Source organism: Leptospira noumeaensis (assembly GCF_004770765.1).
Classification (GTDB): domain Bacteria; phylum Spirochaetota; class Leptospiria; order Leptospirales; family Leptospiraceae; genus Leptospira_A; species Leptospira_A noumeaensis.
In genome coordinates this window covers 376060-395576 of record NZ_RQFK01000033.1, presented here as the reverse complement: position 1 = coordinate 395576, position 19517 = coordinate 376060, and the positions used below count along the sequence as shown (strand labels likewise).

Genomic DNA, 19517 nt, shown 5'->3' with positions numbered 1-19517 from the left:
AAAATTTCTTGCCTGGAGAGAGCCGGGTAAGAGGCTTTACTTAAATCGGAGGGTTTTATGTCGAATTCGTATCGTTTTCCCTTGGTTCTCGCGGTTCTCTTTTTTGCTGCAAATTTACTGGTTTGTCGGTTTGTGCATAGAGAAACGACAGAAGGAGTGTTTCGTATGGATGATTCAGTCATTCGGTATACGGAAGCTTTGGAAGCTTCTGATGCTCTCAAAACCTCCACGAAATCCTCTTTTGGAAATAACGGTCTCCTTTAGGAGATCTTTTCCAAAAAATTTACTTTTGTCTAAGGCCAGATGATTCTGGCCCTTTAAAATTCAATTCTTCTTACTTCGGTTTGAAGTCCACATTGTCCCAGTAGTCCTTTCCATAATCAAAAAATATTTCTGATCCTTCTGGGATTGTTTTTAATACTTTAAACCTAGCTGTTTTCCATCTGACAGATGTGATGAGTTCTGCATTGGGTTTTGAAGAGTGGTTAATGTAACGGGTGTAATTCGACTCGCGTCCTTCCCCATAAATCCACCAGTCTTTACAGATCCAAAGTAGGTATTTTGAGTCTACGTATTTGTTCGATTCCGCTTGTTCATCGGTAATGATTTTACCCATGTAATAACCAACGGTATCTCCCTTATATAATGTTTGTTTGGTGAATAGTCCCATTCCAATATTGGGAACAGAGGAAGGTTTTACAATAAAGTCACTCTCGGTATACACTACCGGCTTCCTTTTTTTGGCCTTCTTTACGGATTTCTTTTTCTTCATTTTCTTCCTATATGACATAAGAGGAAAACAATTCTACCTTGTAAAGCCATTGGCATTTAAGATTGGCTAGTATCTCATCCGACCTTTAACCATAAGAGGGGATCTATGAACCGGGAATCAGAAAAACTGCAGGATGAAAAAACCAATGTTGTGAATCTGGCAATCTACCGAGCCAAAAAAGCACTCGAACGAGATGGGTTCGAAGTGGTAGAAAATCCAGACGGAAAGATTACCCTTGTCATTCGTCTTGCGAAATAACCACCCCCTAGGATTTTGGATACATGACAGCTACACTGGAAGGCACACGCATCGGAAACGGACAAAAACATTGTGTCATCGTTTCTAAGTTCAACGAATTCATCACTGAGTCTCTACTCAAAGGGGCAAAAGATGCTTATAGACAACATGGGATTGTGGAGAGTGATGTCACAGTCATTTATGTTCCGGGTGCCTTCGAACTCCCTCAAACCGTAAAACGTGTTTTATTATCTAAAAAATACCAATTCTCTGCCATCGTTTGTTTGGGTGCAGTCATCCGTGGGGCGACTTCTCATTATGATTTGGTTTCTGGGGAAGCCGCTAAAGTAGGGTCAGTGGCGGATGGATCTGTTCCTGTGATTTTTGGGGTCATCACCACAGAATCCATCGAACAAGCCATTGAAAGGGCAGGAACCAAAGCAGGAAACAAAGGATACGAGGCAGCCACCACAGCCATTGAAATGGCAAATCTTTTCAAAGAGATCGGATGAGTTCTAGACACCGCGGGCGAAGTCTCGCCTTAATGTGCCTCTACCAAATTGACCTGGTGGGAACCGACCCGAACCGGGCCATGAAATTCGATTGGTATGACAAAAAAATCACTCGTGAAGAAAAGGATTATGCTGTCTTTCTTGTGAAAGGAGTGGTCGAAAATCGAAAAGCGATCGATACTCTAATCAAGAAGTATTCGGAGAATTGGGAACTTTCGCGTATTTCCGTGGTCAACCGTTGTATTTTACGTTTGTCAATTCTTAGTTTGCAAAAGGAACCTTTCCTTGCGGCCCCCGTTGTCATCAATGAAGCGGTCGAACTCACAAAAGAATTTGAAACTGACGAATCGGCACAGTTCATCAACGGATTACTTGATGCCTTCTACAAGAAGGAGATCGTAGCGAACAAACCCCAGTAAGATAAAAAATGGATCCCATCCAAAAAAACCGGTTTCGTATTGAGGAACAATCCTCTCAGCCAAGTTATTACCAGGAAGATCCATACTTACGGAACCTGGGCCGAGAAAAAGAAACCACATACGAATCGGAAACAACGGCGCGCCGTCCTGTTTTATCCTTTTTATTTTGGTCTTTCCTAGTTGCCCTTGTTCTTGGATTTTTAACTGCCGGGTATTGGTGGTATTTACAAAAAAAACAAAACCCGGAAGAGATCGCAAAAGCATTAAAAAATCTCCCGACAGACAAAAAGGCGCTGAACCTACTTGTTGATAAACCGTATCTTCCTGATGATTCCGTAAATCCGAAACTCGCAGCCTGTTTGAATGCATATCACAACCGTTATGTGAACCGAGTCGGAAATGTTTGTGAAGAATTTTTAAATTCACCAGGATCAGACGAAGACAAATCCATTGCTCTCACTGTTCTTGGTGTGATGTATGATGAAGCCGGTCGTTATATCAATGCCATTGAACGATTGGAAAAAGCCATCCAATACGATTCCAAAAACTATTTTGCTTATTATAATTTATCTCTCGCATTCAAACATGCGGGAAAATTTGAAGAAGCTAGACGGGCTGCAGCAAGGGCCAAAGAAATTGCTCCAAATGATTACCGAGTTTCTTTATTACAAGGGAATTTATTCCAAGAGATTGGAGATCCTGCTAGTGCCATCGAAGCTTACAAAGAAGGGCAGTCTCTTGCCCCCACAGATGTCACTCTGACTTATAACCTTGCCATTAGTTATTTAAAACAAGGAAATATCGCAGAAGCAATTTCCGAATTCCAAAAGGTAATTCAAACGGCTCCGAATTCCCAAACCGCTGTTTTGTCTTATGGCCATCTTGGAACTATCTTTTACCAAAGAGAAGATTATGACAGGGCCGAGTTCTATTTTCGAGAAGTGATTCGTTTGAAAACAAACGATGCCAAGTCATACTATAATCTAGGTTTGGTGTATTTAAAGAAGAAAGTTCCAGAAGAAGCGGCCAAATACTTCCAGAAAGCCCTCGATTCCAATGCGAATGAACCAGAGGTGTATCGTTACATTGCAGACGCCTTTCTTTCTATGGGCCAAACCAATATGGCCATCACTGCCTTAAAAAAAGCTTTGTTACTGAAACCCAGTGACGTGGATTCCCTTTTTGCTTTATCAGAACTTTATTATAAAAAAGGGGAACTGGTAGAAGCAGAGAGTTTGTTTCGCCGGATCATTCGCCTCACTCCGGGAGATACGTATTCGGAAACTGCTTATGTAAACCTCGGAATCATTTTGGATGAGATGGAACGGTATTCGGAAAGTATTACTGCTTTCGAAGGGGCTCTGTCCTTAAATCCGAAAAACCAATCAGCCTATTACAACTTGGGACTAACCTATTTGCATGCGGGAAAACCTACGATGGCCATTGAGTCCCTTCGTAAATCGCAGGCCCTGGATCCGAACCATACACAGTCACGACTTGCCATTGCTGATTATTATTTAGAAAACCGTTTTTATTCAGAAGCCATCGCCGAATACGAAGAAGCCATTGCTTGGAAACCGGAACTTTATGAAGCAAGATTAAAACTGGCAGATGTGTACATCCAAACCAAAAACTATCCAGCCGCAGAAAAGGTGTTAGTTTATGTTTTGGAAAATTCTAAAGATCCAAAAGAAATCAAACTCGCACATCGAAAACTAGCACTTAGTTATGCAAATAGTGGGAACTCTGGGTTATCAAAAAAAGCCAAAGAGGAAGCATTTCGTGCCACTCATATTGATCCAGAAGATATGGAATCAAGGCTTGTCCTTTCCAAAATTCTCATTGATTCAGGTTCTCTTGTGGACCGGGAAAAAGCGATTGAGGAACTAACTGTCATCACTCGTTCTGATGTCACACCCTCTGTTTCTTCCAAGGCCCATAATTATTTGGGAGTGTGTTATTTTAAAAATGGGGAATTTAAACGGGCACTTTCCAGCTTTCAAACAGCGATTGATCTCAACCCAAGCCTAACGGAAGCCTATGAAAACAAAAGGGCGGCAAGGGCTCAGTATGAAAAATCTCTCGAATCCAAAAAGAGAACGTATTTTTGAGTTTATTCGAATTTATCCCACATAAAAAATTCCCAGAGTATTATGAAGAATGCCAACATACAGGCGTTCTTCGGTATCTACCTGCAAAACATAGAGAGTATGGGGACAGTTACTTTATGGAAGAATACAAGTCCCAATACAAAAAATCTTATTACGAGGATGAGCCAAACCTTCGGGTTATGGCAAAACGTAGGTTAGGGAATTTAAAAAATTTGGCGGAAGGCCAGAGAGAGGTAGGAAATTCCACTTTTACTTCCAATTCAAATTCCTATTCTAAAAAATCACTTTTGGAAATTGGATCGGCGGCAGGATTTTTTTTGGATGAAGCAAGAATTGTCGGCTACCGAACAAAAGGCCTCGAACTTTCTCCTAAAGAAGTGGAATATGCAAAATCCACACTCGGGCTCGATGTAGAAAAAACTTCGGTTTTGTCGGTGGGAGAAGGGGATTGGAAAGAAGAGTTTGATGTGGTCTCTGCCTTTTTTGTCATCGAACACATTGAGGAAATTGAAGGGATTTGGAAACGACTCGCAGCTTGGATTCGGCCAGGCGGCCATCTGTATCTAGCAGTTCCCTCCAGTTTTGGTCCGAGTTTCCAAACCAATCCCAAGGAATGGTTTTCGACCCATCCCGCTGACCACTTTTTCGACTACTCTGTTCACTCCCTGAAAAAACTCTTGTCAATCCTTGGCTTCGAGGTGAACTATGTTAGACCTATGTCGTATCACTCCTACCGGGACTTAGGGCCTCGAGGCAAACTCCCTGAATGGCTGTATCGACTGTATGCAAACCAATTTGCCTATGGTGATACCATCGAACTAATCGCCAGAAAATTAAAACACTGAAATCCATTATGAAATTTAACGAATTACCCTTTCATGAGTCTCTTGTAAAAGCCCTAGATAAAATCGGCTACACAGAGCTCACACCCATCCAAGCCAAGTCCATTCCTTTCGCCATGGAAGGAAACGACCTCACTGGTCTTGCACAAACTGGAACAGGAAAGACTATGGCTTTCCTTCTTCCCACTCTCCACAGACTTTTGTCAGCGGAGGAAGAGGAGGCATTACCTTATGCCCTCGTCCTTGCTCCTACAAGAGAACTGACCATACAAATCGCAGAAGAAGCCAAAAAACTTTTGGAGTTCACAGACTTCGGTGTGGCAACCATCATCGGTGGGACCGATTATAAGTCCCAAGAACAGGCATTAGGCAACAAAGCTTGTATCATTGTGGCAACCCCAGGACGGCTCATTGACTTTGTCAAAAACCACGGCCTCTCTTTGGAAAACATCAAAGTTGTGATTTTAGATGAAGCAGACAGAATGTTCGATATGGGATTTGTCCAAGATCTCAAATACATTTTTCACAAATGTAAAAACAGAAAACAGTCGCTTCTTTTTAGTGCTACTCTCAGTTACGAAGTGGTTCGACTTGCAAGTAAATACTTAAACGATCCAATTGAAGTACATATCAATCCAGAGAAAGTCATCACAGAACGGATTGACCAGTCTTTACTCCATTTAGGTCGGGAAGAAAAACTTCCTTACCTCGTAAACTCGTTGTTACACAATGAGATAGAAGGTCTTGGAATCATTTTTACTAACTATAAAATGAATATCCCAAAAATTGTCTCCACCCTTCGTAAGTTTGGAATTACGGCGACAGGACTTTCTTCCGAACTCGATCAAAAAAAACGAATTCGACTTCTTCGGGATTTTAAAGAAGGAAAGTATAAATACCTAATTGCAACGGATGTTGCTTCTCGTGGGATCGATATTGAAAATATTGATGTGGTTTATAATTATGACCTACCGCAAGATGCAGAAAACTATGTGCACCGAATTGGACGTACTGCCCGTGCGGGAAGAAAGGGAATGTCCATTGGATTGTGTTCTGAGACAGATTATACCGAACTGGAACGAATTGAACGTTACCTAAATTCCAAAATTCCCATGGGAGAAATCCGAGAAGAGTATTTGGAATTTCCGAAGGGAGAGTTTACTCCTGTATTTGCCGATGAATCCATTCCTGGTGAAAAAAAATACCAAGACCGGGAACGGGGAGAACGCGGCGGTCGTGGTGGGAAACCAAGGCGCGGGGGAGAACATAGAGGCGGCGAACACCGGTCAGGTGACCGCAATGAGAACCGTTCAGGAGACCGTGGACGTGGAAAAGGCAAAGGGGAGAAACACCATCCACCTGCTAAGATGTCTCACCCGCACCAACATGATGGAGAAGGCGATCATAAACACCCGGCCAAAATGACTCACCATGAAATGAAACATGGCCATCATTCCAAAGAGGGAAAGGGCAAAGGGCAACATAGGAAGAATCATTCCGGAAAACACCACCAAAAGAATGATCCAAGACGGAATCTCTTCGATATCAACGAAGTGAAAAAATCTAAAAAACAGAAACAATCGATTTGGCAGCGAATTCTTTCTATCTTCAAAAAAGATTAGTTCTCCTTAGTTTTTGTTTTTTCCCGAGTATCCTTGGAGCAGAGGTCGCCAAACTTCCGCTCTACGGGAAAGGGAACTACGTGGCATTTTCGGATTTAAAATCGATTATGCCTGAACTTTCCACCAAACTAAAAAAGTTCACAAGGGTGGGATCGGTTTATACTCCTCAAGGCAATTTACAATTTCGCTTAGGATCCAGTTTTTATACCCTGGATGGAAAAATTTACAAAATCCCCAAAGCCATTTTAAAAAAGGAAGAAGATGTATATCTTCCTTTAGATCTTGTAGAAGCGGTTCTACTAAACTTAATTTCTTATGATGTTCGTTACCAGTTCAAAGAAACAGAACTTTGGGTTCTTATCCCCAAAGAACCAACTCCCAAACGAAACATCAATGTGAAAGCCATCGTGATTGATGCCGGCCACGGAGGAAAGGATCCAGGGACTTCCGATCCAAGCGGTAATTTTGAAAAGGATGTGAGTCTTGGTGTGGCCCGTTATACTTATTTGTACTTACGGAAATACTACCCGGAAATTCGGGTGCAGATGATTCGTAAGAATGATAGTTTTGTGGAACTAGAAGACCGGTCGAAACTAGCAAATCAAATGTTGAATGATACAAGGGACGTCGTGTTTATTAGTTTTCATTGTAATGCTTCCCTTTCCGATAAAGCTGCTGGTTTTGAAGTGTATTACCTGTCCCAAAGTCCAAGTACAGAGGCGGCTCGTGAAACAGCCCTTTTGGAAAATCGGTATGTGGGAAAACATAAGAACCCGGTTGTCTCCCAAATCCAATCCCAGATGTTGTCCAGTGTCACCCAAAGGCGGTCAAAGAAATTGGCGGCGGCTGTGGCGGAACAATATGAAAAGGGTTTAGGCCCAGACATCCCCTCTCGCGGAGTGAAAAAGGCAGATTTTTCCGTCTTGCGAGGAAGCCTTATGCCTGCAGTACTTGTGGAAATGGGGTATCTGACAAACCCTGAGGAAAGTAGGAAACTACGGGATAAATCCTACCAGAAGAAAATTGCCCGGAGTGTCATCAAAGGAATTCATGAATACGCATCTTCAAAAGATTAAAGAACAACTTCGTAAGCTCAGCGAAATCGTCAAAATACTCATCATTCGATTTTACAAAATAGGAACGGGAGAAACCAAACTCACTCGCGATTTTATCTTTTTGTTTGCCTCTTGGTTTTCTCTCCTTATTTTTTTTAGTTTTTTTATTTTAGCAGAACAAAATCCATTTAGGTTGCTTGTTCCTTTCCAACTTTATTCCTATCCCTCACTTGACCATAGAGAACCCATTGTGATTTATATTTCCAATGGAGAAGGGGAACAAATTCCTATCCATCGAAAGGTTTTGAAACAGGAAGAAACAGAGGCCTTCATTTACCAATTGGTAGGGGAGGTTGGTTCACCACCTTACTTTGATTCGGTGGAAGCATTGGCTAAAGATGGAAAACTTTTTTCTCCCAAAAAACTTTTGGACATTCGATTCGCTTTGAAACAAACCTGGTTTGTGGAAAATGGAAACAAACTTGTGATCGATTGGAATGTTCAAATTTTACAAGATGTGATGGAGAAATATAGACTGCCTCGCACAAAGTCTGATGAAACTGGTGACACAGAAGATGAAAATCCAAATGCACCAGTGGATACCATCACTTATTATACGGGTGGTACAGAAACCGGCCCTAAAGAATCGGAAGAGGTCATTCAGAAACGTAGATCTCTTGCAATGGAGTCCACCATACGTGCGTTAAATGCAAGTTTATTTGAAAACTTTAAAGACCTAAAAACAATCGAACATAAATTTTCTGGAGAGGGGAGTCCTGTTTACCACTGGGATTCGATTTCTCCACTTGCCATTCGCCCTTAAATTCGCAACCACTCCCAGTTTCCTACTTTTTCCACCCTCTCCTGGCCTAAAACCAGGGGAATTCCTAAACTTTTCTCCCATTTTTCAAAATTTGCTTATGGAAAATGGGGATTTGCCGATCATCCTATTGGAGAAATTAGAAATTTTTTTTAAAAAAAATAAAACGCTAAAGTCGTTAAAAAATCTCCAAAAAACGCAAAAAACATCTAAAACATTCAAAAATACCTCCAAATCTTCAGATTAATTTCTTCTACCCAATCACCGACGTACAAAGGGAACAAATATAGATTTTAGGCACCATAGGGGCCTGAAAGCCAGACACAAAAACCAAAGAGAGAAGGGATTCTCTCTTTTGCCGGATCAAGTTTCAAGGAGGAAACCAATGATCATAAACCACAATTTAGCCGCGATCAACTCACATCGCGTTCTCAAGTTCCAAAACGAGGAAGTCTCCAAAAATATGGAGAAACTATCCTCTGGTATGCGAATCAACCGAGCAGGTGATGATGCATCAGGCCTAGCCGTTTCGGAAAAAATGAGAACGCAAGTGAATGGTCTTAGACAAGCAGAGAGAAATACCGAAGACGGTATGAGCCTTATCCAAACAACGGAAGGTTTTTTGCAAGAATCGAATGATATCATTCAAAGAATTCGAACTCTTGCAATTCAGTCGTCTAACGGTATTTACACTGACGAAGATAGACAAATGATCCAAGTCGAAGTTTCACAACTTATCGACGAAGTGGACAGAATTGCTTCACAAGCGGAATTCAATAAAATGAATTTGCTTCAAGGTGATTTTGCTCGTGGATCTAGAGCAACTTCCATGTGGTTCCATATTGGACCAAACCAACACCAAAGAGAAAGAGTGTTCATTGCAACAATGACTGCACGTGCGCTTAATCTTAAAGGTCAAAGTGGAGATCTCTTGTCTTTGTCAACAGCTGACAAGTCAAACGATGCGATCGGAACTTTGGATGCTGCGTTAACTCGCATTAGCAAACAAAGAGCAAACTTAGGTGCTTACTTTAATCGTCTTGAGCATGCTGCAAAAGGGCTCATGAACGCTTATGAGAATACCCAAGCCTCCGAGTCTAGGATCCGTGATGCGGATATGGCAGAAGAAACTGTGGCTTTCACAAAGAACCAGATTTTAGTTCAATCTGGAACTGCTATGTTAGCTCAGGCGAATGTTCGTCCACAAGGAGTTCTTTCTCTCCTTCGTTAACATTGGTTAACTGAGAGAGTGGTTAGTGTAACTGACGAGTTGTAATTAGATAATCAGCCGGCTTTCCCCTGCCAGGTGGCAAAATGAAAGCTCATCCTTGACACCGGACAGGGATTGTCCGGCTAAGAACGCAATATATATCGTTCTTGGTAATACACAAAGGAGTGTAGGCCAATGATTATCAATCACAACATGAGTGCGATCCAATCACATCGTGCTCTCAAGTTTACACAATGGGATGTAGATAAGACCATGAGGAACCTCTCCACTGGGCAAAGGATTAACCTTGCCGGTGATGATGCTTCTGGTCTTGCTGTTTCGGAAAAACTACGAACACAAATTCGTGGTTTACGTCAGGCCGAAAGGAATACGGAAGATGGACTCAGTTTCATCCAGACTGCAGAGGGTTACCTTGATCAGTCGGCTGAAATCGTCCAAAGAATCCGAACCCTAGCGATCCAGACTTCGAACGGAATCTACACACCGGAGGACAGGCAGCTCGTGCAGGTAGAAGTATCTGCGCTGGTGGATGAGATCGATCGAATTGCTTCACAAGCAGAGTTCAATAAAATGAAACTGTTTGAAGGAGACTTCGCTCGAAAGTCAACGAAGGCATCGATGTGGTTTCACATGGGAGCAAACGCAAAGCAAAGAGAGCGTTTCTACATTGGAACTATGACTTCGAAAGCTCTAAAGATGTCAGAAGGTGCAAATAAAATTGCTCTTTCTACACCTGGAAAAGCAGATGAAGCGATTGCTAAAGCGGACTTCGCCTTGAACAAGATCATGAAGCAGAGAGCAGACATGGGAGCTTATCAAAATAGGCTCGAAAGTACTGCAAAAGGCCTCATGGGTGCATACGAAAATATGCAAGCATCCGAATCAAGGATTAGGGACGCAGATATGGCTGAAGAAATGGTAGCGCTCACGACGAAACAAATTCTCGTGCAAAGCGGTACGGCAATGCTAGCGCAAGCCAGTGTTCGGTCAAATTCTGTATTACGACTTTTGAATAACGCTTAAGTCGTAGTAAGGCAAGAGTTGCCTTAAGACGGTTGCCTCTTTTCGAAGAATTCTTCGGGAAGAGGCTTTTTTTATTTTTTGGTCGATTCTGTTTGCTGAAATTAAAGGGTGTAGAATATTAATATATAATATTGTATTGAATTATTCTGCATATTCACCTAACGGTAAATGATTGACTAAATAACTGGCGAAATGCGATTCTGCTTTATGTCGAAAAAAAATCTTTTATTTTTCTCTACTTTGTTATATGTCATAGGTTGTACGAATGTTTATTCGCCTATGGGAATCAAAGGAGAAAAGGCCAAAAAACAACTCGAAGAACTTCGAAGTGGTTTGAGTGCTGTTAGTTTGTTTACTTATCTACCTTCTATCATAAACATTACTAGTAATTCGACTAATACTACTTATGCTTGTCCTACCGAAGATACTGCCATTTCTGGTTTTACTAATCCTACTTCGGGATCAAATTTTGATTTACAGTCGCCGATCAATTATATTGATTTATCTGTGACTGCGGGTGGAACTCATTATTTTCGTTCCAATGAATCTTCATCGAATTTAGCGATTACTGGGAAAATTTTAAAAACAAATGATACCTCTGCTGCAGCAAGCTGTTCTTATGTTACAGGTTCTGTTTGTGGGACTACCGATTTATCTGGTATTTCGATTTCTTCTTCAATCTCAACAATGATGTTCGTTCCTCTGGGTTCTTGTCTGGCAATTCGTTGTACAACTCCTGCTTATATACGATTTAAACAGTACAACTTCGAATTGATTAGTATGGCAGGTATCGAAACTATACTTTCTGCTACAAGTTCACCATATATATTTGAATCGGTTTCCAAAATTGGAGACGATACATATTATACAAAGGAATCTTTTGAGAAGTGTAGGAAAGAAATTGTTAATTACTCATTAATAGAAATGCAATATTCTAAATTTTTGTCAACACTCATCACAGAAGTGAGTACTTGTAATAAACCACAATCTCTCTTCCAAGGAGCCGCAACTTCTGCATCCAGACTCACTGCAGCGCTCCAAGGAAATGCCTGTGATTTGGAGCCTGTCAATTTTTTTGGGTTTTGATAAAAATGGGCAGTAGGCTGAAAAGCAATTTTACGTGATTGTGTTTATTTATAATGGTAGTAGTGGTTCGGATCGTCCCATTTCGCCTTTTCCATAGCATTATAATCTTCAATGGTTTTTTTATCTTTTAGCGCTTCTTCCCACCTGTCTAATTTTTTAAAAATGCTGATCCTTAGTTCCAATCCAGGAATGTAATCATTTTTCAGCCTTAGGGCTTCATTACAATGTTCCATTGCTTCTTTTATTTTTCCTTCCTGGAAATATAGATCAGCAATAAAATACCAGGAGTAGTGGGTAAAAGAAGGATGCACCAAACTCAAATACTCTTTCATAAGTGAGATGGCTATTGTATATTTACCTTCCTTTTTGGCAATTTCGGCTTGGTCTCGAATTTCTATGATTTTTTGTGCATCCATGGTTCTACAGGTGTATCTGATTCTATCAGAAAGAGTAAAAACTTCCAAGTTTATTACTTTACGAATGGGCATGAGTCCTTAAAAAATAAGATTCGAAATCTAGGTAAAAAAGTTTCTTAACTTTTGACTTTTTATCTCCAGATAGCAAATAAAAATCCTTGGAGGGTTTTTCGTTGGAGTCTCTGAAACTAGGAACCATTTTTTTTCACGGGGCACGTGTGATTGCCATTTTGATTTTAGGACAAACCTTGTATTTTAAATTCACTGGATCCGAAGAAACCAAGTTTATTTTTTCTGTCATGGGGATGGAACCTTGGGGTAGGTATGGCCTTGCCGTTTTGGAAACCTTTTGTATTCTTTTTTTACTAATCCCTCGTTTGGTTTGGTTCGGGGCTCTCCTTGGATTCAATTTAATGTTAGGTGCAGTGTTGTCTCATTTTGTGTTTTTAGGAATTGTGGTAAAAGATGATGGTGGTTTTCTTTTTATTTTAGCCCTCGTTGTTTTTGCCTTATCTACATATATACTATATATTGAGCGGAAAAAGATTCCTTATCTTTCTGAATATTTTAGTTAGAGATTCTTTGTTTTTGTCCCATCCAATTCTATTGTGAGTGATTCGGCATGCCCAAAATTTTAGTTTATCTAGTCCACCCCAGTTTGGAAAAATCTAAGGCAAACCAAATGCTTTTGGATTCAATTCCAAATTCGGAGTCCATCACCTTGCGGGATTTATACGAAGAGTATCCTGATTTTTCGATCCAAATCAAAGCAGAACAAAACCTAATTCAAAACCATGATATCCTTTTGTTCCAACACCCCTTGTATTGGTATAGCTGTCCTCCACTGATGAAATTATGGATAGATTTGGTTTTGGAAGATGGGTGGGCCTATGGAAAAGATGGAAACCAACTATTAGGTAAAAAATGGATTCAAGTCATTACTTCTGGCGGGTCGAAGGAGGCTTACACAAAAACTGGATTTCATGGATACACAACGGATGAGTTTCTCCTTCCTTTTCGTCGGACAGCGGAGTTGTGCGGAATGGACTATTTGAATCCTTTTCTTGTCCAAGGAACCTTCCAGTTGAACGAATTGGACTTACAAAAAGAATCCAATCGGTATCGTCAATTTATAAATCAATTGTTAGGTGGTATTTATGGGTGAATCTAGTTTTTTCATTCAGGCTTTGATTTATCTTACCAGTGCCATCATTATGGTTCCCCTTGCCAATCGATTGGGGTTAGGTTCTGTTTTAGGATATTTAATTGCAGGGATTGTGATTGGGCCTTTTGTTTTTGGTTTTGTTGGCACAGAAGGCAAGGACATGTTACATTTTGCCGAATTTGGTGTTGTGATGATGTTATTTGCCATTGGTTTGGAATTGGAACTTGACCTACTTCTTAGGTTAAAGTTTTGGTTACTTGGCCTCGGAGGTTTACAACTTGTATTAACCACTGTCATTACTGCTTTTTTTTCCTATCTCTTCGGGTTTTCTTGGAAATCTTCCCTTGCCCTTGGTCTCATCCTTTCTCTTTCTTCTACGGCCATTGTTTTACAAACCTTAAAAGAAAAGGGACTGATGAAGTCCATTTCTGGCCAAGCTTCCTTTTCTGTATTATTGTTTCAGGATATGGCAGTAATTCCCATACTTGCCATCTTTCCAATGTTAAGTGATTCTGACAATGTACCTGTGGCAAACCATCATTCATTAGTGGAAAACTTTCCTGGGTATTTAAAAACCTTAGTGGTTTTGTCTGTAGTGATTGGAATTATCCTTGTTGGGAAATATTTACTCAGTCCCTTCTTTCGATTGTTAGCCAAGTCAGGAAATCGTGAAATTTTTACGGGAGCCAGTCTGTTACTTGTGATTGCGATTTCTGTACTTATGGGAGCAGTGGGTGTGTCGGCAGCACTCGGAACCTTTCTTGGTGGTGTGGTTCTTGCCAGTAGTGAATTTCGTCATGAGTTAGAAAGTAATATTGAACCATTCAAAGGACTTCTCCTGGGTTTGTTTTTTTTAAGTGTTGGTGCTTCGATGGACATTCCTGTGGTGATGGCAAATCCAACAAAAGTTTTAGGAATTGTTTTTGGAATCATCTTTCTTAAGGCCTTTGTTTTATTTATTTTAGGTCTAATTTTTCGACTTCCCTTAAACCAAAATTTATATTTTTCCTTAGCCTTATGCCAAGTAGGTGAATTCTCTTTTGTTCTTTTTGGATATTCAGAAAATCTTGGGATTTTAGAAGGAGATATTATTATTATTTTAGTGGCAGCTGTGGCTGTGAGTATGGCACTTACGCCCGTACTTCTTTTGTTATATGAAAAAACTATTTTTGGATTTTTAGAATCAAAAGCTCCCCAAAAAACAACGGAACAAGACATCCATAAACAAGAAAACCCTGTGATCATTTGTGGGTTTGGTAAGTTTGGGAACATGCTCGGTCGATTCCTTCGTTCCAATGGAATTGGAATTACCATTTTAGATTTTGATGCGGATCGTGTAGAGATGCTCGGTCGGTTTGGATTTAAGGTTTATTTTGGGGATGCAACAAGATTGGAACTATTGGAATCGGCTGGCCTGGAACATGCGAAAGTAGTGGTTGCCGCACTCGACAGTCCAGAAAAACAAGCAGAACTCATTCGCAATGTAAACCTCCATTATCCCAATATCAAAATTGTGGCAAGGGCTGGAGATAGAGAAGAGGCTTACGATTTAAAGGAAATCGGAGTTAAGTATATCTACCGCGAAACCAGAGAAACCGCAGTCCTTATGGGAAGAGATGTTTTGAGGTTACTTGGAACAAGATCCTATACTGCGGAGAAAGCTAGAAATTTATTTCTAAAACACGATGATGAAACCTTTCACGAATTGTTTGATCTAAGGAAAGATCGTGTTCAGTACATGAGTCTTGCAAAACAAAGAAATGCTGAGTTAGAAAGATTGATGTTTGTGGATTTGGGCCAGGAAGAGGAATTGGAAAGGGATTCTTGGAGTGAGATGGAGAGGTAAAATTCTTGTTTAGAAAAAAAGAGAAGGTAGAAACTCTATTCCCGAATGGTCTTCTTTCTTTTTTCGAGAATAGAGTTTTTTTGACTGTTTGATTTTAGTTGGCTTCATAGTAAAAATCAACCGAGAAGCCGCTTTGATATGGGAGACTTGTTTTTGTTTTCCTTTTGTTTTCATAGTGGTTAGACTTATGAATCCAAAAGGAAAAAACAATCTTTATTTTTTAGAATCTAGAATTTGGTTCCAATCATCCAAAAACGGTTTTGCCACTTCTAGAACCGAAGTTACATCACCTTCGATGGTAACCGATTCCATAATATCCCCTTGGCTGATGGCATTGACTACTTTTTGGTCTGTGTCGTCCACAACGGCACCAAATACAGAATGTTTTCCGTCGAGCCATGGAGTTGGGACATGGGTAATAAAAAATTGACTACCGTTAGTTCCTGGACCTGCATTGGCCATGGAAAGAATCCCTGGTTTGTTGTGTTTCAAACTGGAATCAAATTCATCTCGAAATTTATATCCCGGACCACCAGTTCCTGTTCCTTGTGGGCAACCCCCTTGGATCATAAAATCTGCAATGACTCGGTGGAACTTAAGTCCATTGTAAAAATTCCTTTGTGCGAGGTTTACGAAGTTAGCTACGGTATTGGGTGTTTTGTCTGGAAACAAATCGATGCGAATGTCGCCTTTGTTTGTTTTGATAATTGCTCTCAAAGTGCTCATTCATGTATCACAATTTCTTCAATTCCCATGGCAAGTCGAAAAAAGGTTTGAGTTTCCTTCGCTTTCAATAGTATACTCTTTAGGTGCTTAGAAGAAGGAAGATTCCCTTATGAAACAGTTTCTACTCATTCTACTGGTTCTTGTCACAATTCCCCTCGTTTCGGAATCTTCTAAAAAAAAGAAGAAAGTCAAAACGAAACCAACCCCGATTGAAAATAAACTCATCGATTATAGTGAATTTAAAAGGATCGTAAATCGGTCTGAAGGAGAAAGAGAAACACATCGCCTAACAGAGGGTCAGTTTTTAAAATTGATGTCTGAGGAAGGAGTGGTTCTTCTGGACGCGCGGAGTGAAAATCGGTTTCGACTTTTACATATCAAAGGCGCCAAAAATCTTCCTTTTACCGAATTTACTAAAGAATCGTTAGCAGACCTAATCCCAGAGAAAAAATCAAAAATTCTAATTTACTGTAACAATAACTTCGAAGGAAACCAAGAAGCCTTTGCTGCCAAAAGTCCCGCGGCGTCACTCAATCTTTCCACATACAACTCACTGAAAGCCTATGGATATGAATCTATCTTTGAACTTGGCCCACTTCTGGATGTAAACACAACTGTCCTTCCTTTGGTAACAGAAAAACCGGATAAGGTGGAAACTCCTTAAGATGATGTACAAGTTAATCAGTTTGGAGATCCTTCGAAAAATAATCTCATGATCCAAGGGGAACTTTTATCCGATATCATTGAAGCTGTTTCCAATACCTATGGAAATGAGTTTTTAAACCGGCTCACTCTTAAGTTAGCTTCGACTATCAAGGCAGACTATACATTCATCGCCATTATTGATAAAGAAAAATATGAATCCCAAACGATCTCCCTAGTAGTGAAAGGAGCGATTGCAGAAAATATTTCTTACTCACTGAAAGACACACCTTGTGCAGATGTCTTCGATGATAGTGTATGTTATTATCCGAGTGAAGTTCAAAAATATTTTCCCGATGACCAGTTACTAATGGAAATGAAAATTGAGGGATACATTGGAACACCCCTCATCAATTCTAAAAAAGAAGTGATGGGGCTAATCGTTGGCCTTTATGAAACTAAAATCGAAAACAAAGAAGATATCCTGACTTTGTTCCAAATTTTTTCGGGTAGGATTGCTGCTGAACTCGAAAGATCTGATTACGAATTACGACTGGAAAAATACAATCACGAGTTGGAATCTCTTGTCGATGCACGGACTCACGAATTAAAACAAACCTTAGAGGAACTGAAGGAACGACAAAACCAACTGATAGAATCAGAAAAAATGGCAAGCCTTGGTCTTTTGTCTGCAGGCATTGCTCATGAAATCAATAATCCATTAAACTTCATCTTAGGCGGTTATTTTGGGGTTCGGGAGATTTTAGAAGGTTCTAATTTAGTTTCTGAAAAAACGGAACTCTATTTAGAGGCCATCAAAGAAGGGGTGGATCGAACTTCTAAAATTGTCAAAGGCCTCAATCAATTCACTCGCAGCGGTGATTCTTTTGAGGAACATTTTGACCTGCATGATATTTTGGAAAATTGTTTAACGGTTCTAGTGCATTCCCTCCGGGATCGAATTTTGGTGGTGAAGGATTATTACCCCCACCCACTAATTGTGAAAGGAAACTCTGGTAAAATCCACCAAGTATTTTTAAACATACTGACCAACGCCATCCAAGCTATGGATGGGGACTCAGGAATTTTGGGTTTAAAGAGTAAGGTAAGTTCCGGATTTGATGTGATTGAAATTTCGGATACAGGTGGTGGTATCCCAGAGGAATTCCAAAACCAAATTCGAAATCCTTTTTTTACCACGAAGGATCCTGGAAAAGGTATTGGTCTTGGACTTCCCATTGCTTATAAAATTATAGAAGATCATAAAGGTTTCATCGAAATGGAATCCGTATGGGGGAAAGGAAGTATTTTTCGAATCAAACTTCCCTTACAATAATGAACCAAGGGATCACTAAACGTAAGTTACTTTATGTTGATGACGAAATTTTGAATTTATATTTATTTCGCGACTATTTCAAAAATGATTTTGATGTGATCGTTGCTAAATCTGGAGAAGAAGCCATTGAGGAATTAATGGAAAACCCGGATGTGCAGTATGTGATCAGTGATATGCGGATGCCAGAGATGACTGGACTTGAGTTCATTACGAAAGCAAAATCAATTCACCCTAAGATTACCTATTGTATTTTAACGGGTTATGATCTAACACCAGAAATCCAAACAGCAATCATTGAAAAAAAAGTGGCACGTTATTTTTCAAAACCATTTGATCCTACAGAGATTGGTTTATTTCTCTCTGCAGGAAATGGTCAATGAAGGCAAATTTAAATTCTATTTCCCTCTAAACTCAGCTTCCACAACACCACGTTTGGAGCTATTGATACTCAAAGTTTTGCTACTTAAGAAACGGAAACTTGAATCTTTTTTATACATCAATTCTTCTGCAAACATAGATTCTTTTCCAGGATAAGTCAGCTCCCATTCCGATCCGTTCATTTCTGTTTTACGATCATTGATTTGTTTGACCGAAGTGTATTCCATCAAATCGTTTTTGAAATTGATGGCATCTTCCAATCCAAGTCCTTTGAATTTTAAGATGACAGTGTTTTGTTCGGTGAGTTTGAACCACTCGTCTTTGATTTGTTTTCCCACTTTGCCTGAGACAAGATTTGCCCAATCTTTGACAGCTTGTTCTCTGGAAACTTCTTGGGTGATATCTGCCCCACGTCCTTCTAAACTTCCCGATCCAAATATTTTTCCATCACCCCAAAGTTGAATGATACGATAAGGTCCTGTTGCTGCTGAACTGAGGAAATCGGTTTTTTTCCCACCAGGCAAAACCACTGGTTTTTGGTCTGTTGTTGTCACCTTGGCAATGATCAAAACTTCTGCCCCGGAATCTTGTGCGAGTGTGAGTAAGGGACTTCCTTCTTCCACAGATGTCAGATCCAGTTTGGCAAGGCTTGGATTTTTTTTGAGTAGAGCGGTGAGTTGGGAACTATCCACAACCTTGTTTCCTTTGGCTCGGAGTTTTTCAATGAGTTCTGCTTCTGCAATGTTTGTTGCCGATCCAATCGGATAGGATTTTCCGTTTACGACTGTTTGGACAAGCACTGCAATTCTTGGATTTCCTACATCATCCAGGAGGGCATCTACTGCCGTGGAAAGTTTGGTTGCTTCCACTTCACAGCGAACATTCAAACGGATCATGTCTTGGGTATCCAATTTCCATTGTTCTTCGCTGATGATGTCGTATTTTTTTACGAAACTATCTGTTTTTCCGTAGAGTTTGGAGCCAAGAGATTGGCCATCAGAGACTCCCGATTTTTCTGTGATTTGTTCTCCGACGAGTTTGCGAATGGCATTGAGTTTGGCGTCTTTCAAGGCTTTGTTTCGTGCGAGAGCCAAGTCTCCTTGGTAGATAGGTGCCTCTCCCATAGCTGTGACCACATTATCTGGCAGCGTAGGTTGTTTCTGGGCTGAATTGGATCCGGCACATGCCAAAATGGTTAGGATGAGAACTCCGGTTAAGGGAGCCAAACGAAGTCGGTTGAACATGAAGGACATTTCTCCTTGAAGATTTGCTATATTA

Annotated in this window: 22 protein-coding genes; 18 read left to right on the top strand and 4 right to left on the bottom strand. The window is 40.3% G+C overall.

Annotated features, from left to right (window positions below):
- Nucleotides 1-57 precede the first annotated feature (57 nt).
- Nucleotides 58-264 (top strand): hypothetical protein, encoded by a 207-nt coding sequence (locus EHQ24_RS18705; protein WP_135603102.1) that lies wholly within the window; start codon nt 58-60, stop codon nt 262-264.
- Between the two features lie 70 nt (nt 265-334).
- Here EHQ24_RS18705 and EHQ24_RS18700 read toward each other — a convergent pair whose 3' ends face one another.
- Nucleotides 335-772, bottom strand: a complete 438-nt coding sequence (locus EHQ24_RS18700) for an SET domain-containing protein (RefSeq protein WP_135603101.1) — start codon at nt 770-772, stop codon at nt 335-337.
- Nucleotides 773-877: 105 nt separating this feature from the next.
- On the opposite strand from EHQ24_RS18700, the gene EHQ24_RS19275 reads away from it, so the two are divergent.
- From EHQ24_RS19275 to EHQ24_RS18650, 11 genes are all read left to right on the top strand, one after another.
- Nucleotides 878-1030 carry a hypothetical protein gene (locus tag EHQ24_RS19275; RefSeq protein ID WP_165779494.1) on the top strand — a complete coding sequence of 51 codons (153 nt, stop codon included), beginning with the start codon at nt 878-880 and terminating at the stop codon, nt 1028-1030.
- Between the two features lie 23 nt (nt 1031-1053).
- Nucleotides 1054-1521, top strand: coding sequence for a 6,7-dimethyl-8-ribityllumazine synthase (gene ribH, locus EHQ24_RS18695; protein ID WP_135603100.1), 468 nt, complete (start codon nt 1054-1056; stop codon nt 1519-1521).
- Nucleotides 1518-1940: a transcription antitermination factor NusB gene (gene nusB, locus EHQ24_RS18690; protein WP_135603099.1), complete on the top strand. Its 423-nt coding sequence runs from the start codon at nt 1518-1520 to the stop codon at nt 1938-1940. The genes ribH and nusB overlap by 4 nt, the downstream gene beginning before the upstream one ends.
- Nucleotides 1941-1948: 8 nt before the next feature.
- Nucleotides 1949-4051 carry a tetratricopeptide repeat protein gene (locus EHQ24_RS18685; protein ID WP_135603098.1) on the top strand — a complete coding sequence of 701 codons (2103 nt, stop codon included), beginning with the start codon at nt 1949-1951 and terminating at the stop codon, nt 4049-4051.
- On the top strand, nt 4048-4896 hold the full coding sequence (locus EHQ24_RS18680) for a class I SAM-dependent methyltransferase (RefSeq protein ID WP_135603097.1): 849 nt from the start codon (nt 4048-4050) through the stop codon (nt 4894-4896). The genes EHQ24_RS18685 and EHQ24_RS18680 overlap by 4 nt, the downstream gene beginning before the upstream one ends.
- Nucleotides 4897-4904: 8 nt before the next feature.
- Complete coding sequence (locus EHQ24_RS18675; RefSeq protein ID WP_135603096.1) at nt 4905-6515, top strand: DEAD/DEAH box helicase; 1611 nt, start codon at nt 4905-4907, stop codon at nt 6513-6515.
- An 80-nt stretch (nt 6516-6595) separates the two neighbouring features.
- Nucleotides 6596-7591, top strand: coding sequence for an N-acetylmuramoyl-L-alanine amidase family protein (locus EHQ24_RS18670; RefSeq protein ID WP_135603095.1), 996 nt, complete (start codon nt 6596-6598; stop codon nt 7589-7591).
- The gene (locus tag EHQ24_RS18665; RefSeq protein WP_135603094.1) at nt 7566-8393 is read left to right on the top strand and encodes an LIC_10740 family protein; all 828 of its coding nucleotides are present in this window, start codon (nt 7566-7568) and stop codon (nt 8391-8393) included. Before EHQ24_RS18670 ends, EHQ24_RS18665 begins: the two co-directional genes overlap by 26 nt.
- Nucleotides 8394-8775: 382 nt before the next feature.
- Nucleotides 8776-9621 (top strand): flagellin N-terminal helical domain-containing protein, encoded by an 846-nt coding sequence (locus EHQ24_RS18660; RefSeq protein ID WP_135583140.1) that lies wholly within the window; start codon nt 8776-8778, stop codon nt 9619-9621.
- Nucleotides 9622-9795: 174 nt separating this feature from the next.
- The gene (locus tag EHQ24_RS18655; RefSeq protein WP_135603093.1) at nt 9796-10644 is read left to right on the top strand and encodes a flagellin N-terminal helical domain-containing protein; all 849 of its coding nucleotides are present in this window, start codon (nt 9796-9798) and stop codon (nt 10642-10644) included.
- A gap of 207 nt (nt 10645-10851) precedes the next feature.
- Nucleotides 10852-11730 (top strand): hypothetical protein, encoded by an 879-nt coding sequence (locus EHQ24_RS18650; protein ID WP_135603092.1) that lies wholly within the window; start codon nt 10852-10854, stop codon nt 11728-11730.
- Between the two features lie 44 nt (nt 11731-11774).
- Here EHQ24_RS18650 and EHQ24_RS18645 read toward each other — a convergent pair whose 3' ends face one another.
- Nucleotides 11775-12218 carry a tetratricopeptide repeat protein gene (locus EHQ24_RS18645; protein ID WP_135603091.1) on the bottom strand — a complete coding sequence of 148 codons (444 nt, stop codon included), beginning with the start codon at nt 12216-12218 and terminating at the stop codon, nt 11775-11777.
- 101 nt (nt 12219-12319) lie between these two features.
- On the opposite strand from EHQ24_RS18645, the gene EHQ24_RS18640 reads away from it, so the two are divergent.
- From EHQ24_RS18640 to EHQ24_RS18630, 3 genes are read left to right on the top strand one after another with little or no spacing between them, the layout of a single operon-like run.
- On the top strand, nt 12320-12721 hold the full coding sequence (locus EHQ24_RS18640) for a DoxX family protein (protein WP_135603090.1): 402 nt from the start codon (nt 12320-12322) through the stop codon (nt 12719-12721).
- 47 nt (nt 12722-12768) lie between these two features.
- The gene (locus EHQ24_RS18635) at nt 12769-13311 is read left to right on the top strand and encodes an NAD(P)H-dependent oxidoreductase (protein ID WP_135603089.1); all 543 of its coding nucleotides are present in this window, start codon (nt 12769-12771) and stop codon (nt 13309-13311) included.
- Nucleotides 13304-15157: a monovalent cation:proton antiporter-2 (CPA2) family protein gene (locus EHQ24_RS18630; protein WP_135603088.1), complete on the top strand. Its 1854-nt coding sequence runs from the start codon at nt 13304-13306 to the stop codon at nt 15155-15157. Before EHQ24_RS18635 ends, EHQ24_RS18630 begins: the two co-directional genes overlap by 8 nt.
- Before the next feature lie 213 nt (nt 15158-15370).
- Here EHQ24_RS18630 and EHQ24_RS18625 read toward each other — a convergent pair whose 3' ends face one another.
- Nucleotides 15371-15883 carry a peptidylprolyl isomerase gene (locus EHQ24_RS18625; RefSeq protein WP_135603087.1) on the bottom strand — a complete coding sequence of 171 codons (513 nt, stop codon included), beginning with the start codon at nt 15881-15883 and terminating at the stop codon, nt 15371-15373.
- A gap of 109 nt (nt 15884-15992) precedes the next feature.
- On the opposite strand from EHQ24_RS18625, the gene EHQ24_RS18620 reads away from it, so the two are divergent.
- The 3 genes from EHQ24_RS18620 to EHQ24_RS18610 are packed head-to-tail and all read left to right on the top strand — an operon-like array spanning nt 15993 to nt 18241.
- Nucleotides 15993-16547, top strand: a complete 555-nt coding sequence (locus EHQ24_RS18620; protein ID WP_135603086.1) for a rhodanese-like domain-containing protein — start codon at nt 15993-15995, stop codon at nt 16545-16547.
- Nucleotides 16548-16595: 48 nt separating this feature from the next.
- The gene (locus EHQ24_RS18615) at nt 16596-17861 is read left to right on the top strand and encodes an ATP-binding protein (protein ID WP_135603085.1); all 1266 of its coding nucleotides are present in this window, start codon (nt 16596-16598) and stop codon (nt 17859-17861) included.
- Entirely contained in the window at nt 17861-18241 is a 381-nt protein-coding gene (locus EHQ24_RS18610; RefSeq protein WP_135603084.1) for a response regulator, read from the top strand. The genes EHQ24_RS18615 and EHQ24_RS18610 overlap by 1 nt, the downstream gene beginning before the upstream one ends.
- A gap of 15 nt (nt 18242-18256) precedes the next feature.
- Here EHQ24_RS18610 and EHQ24_RS18605 read toward each other — a convergent pair whose 3' ends face one another.
- Complete coding sequence (locus tag EHQ24_RS18605) at nt 18257-19483, bottom strand: lipoprotein LipL46 (protein WP_135603083.1); 1227 nt, start codon at nt 19481-19483, stop codon at nt 18257-18259.
- Nucleotides 19484-19517: the final 34 nt, after the last annotated feature.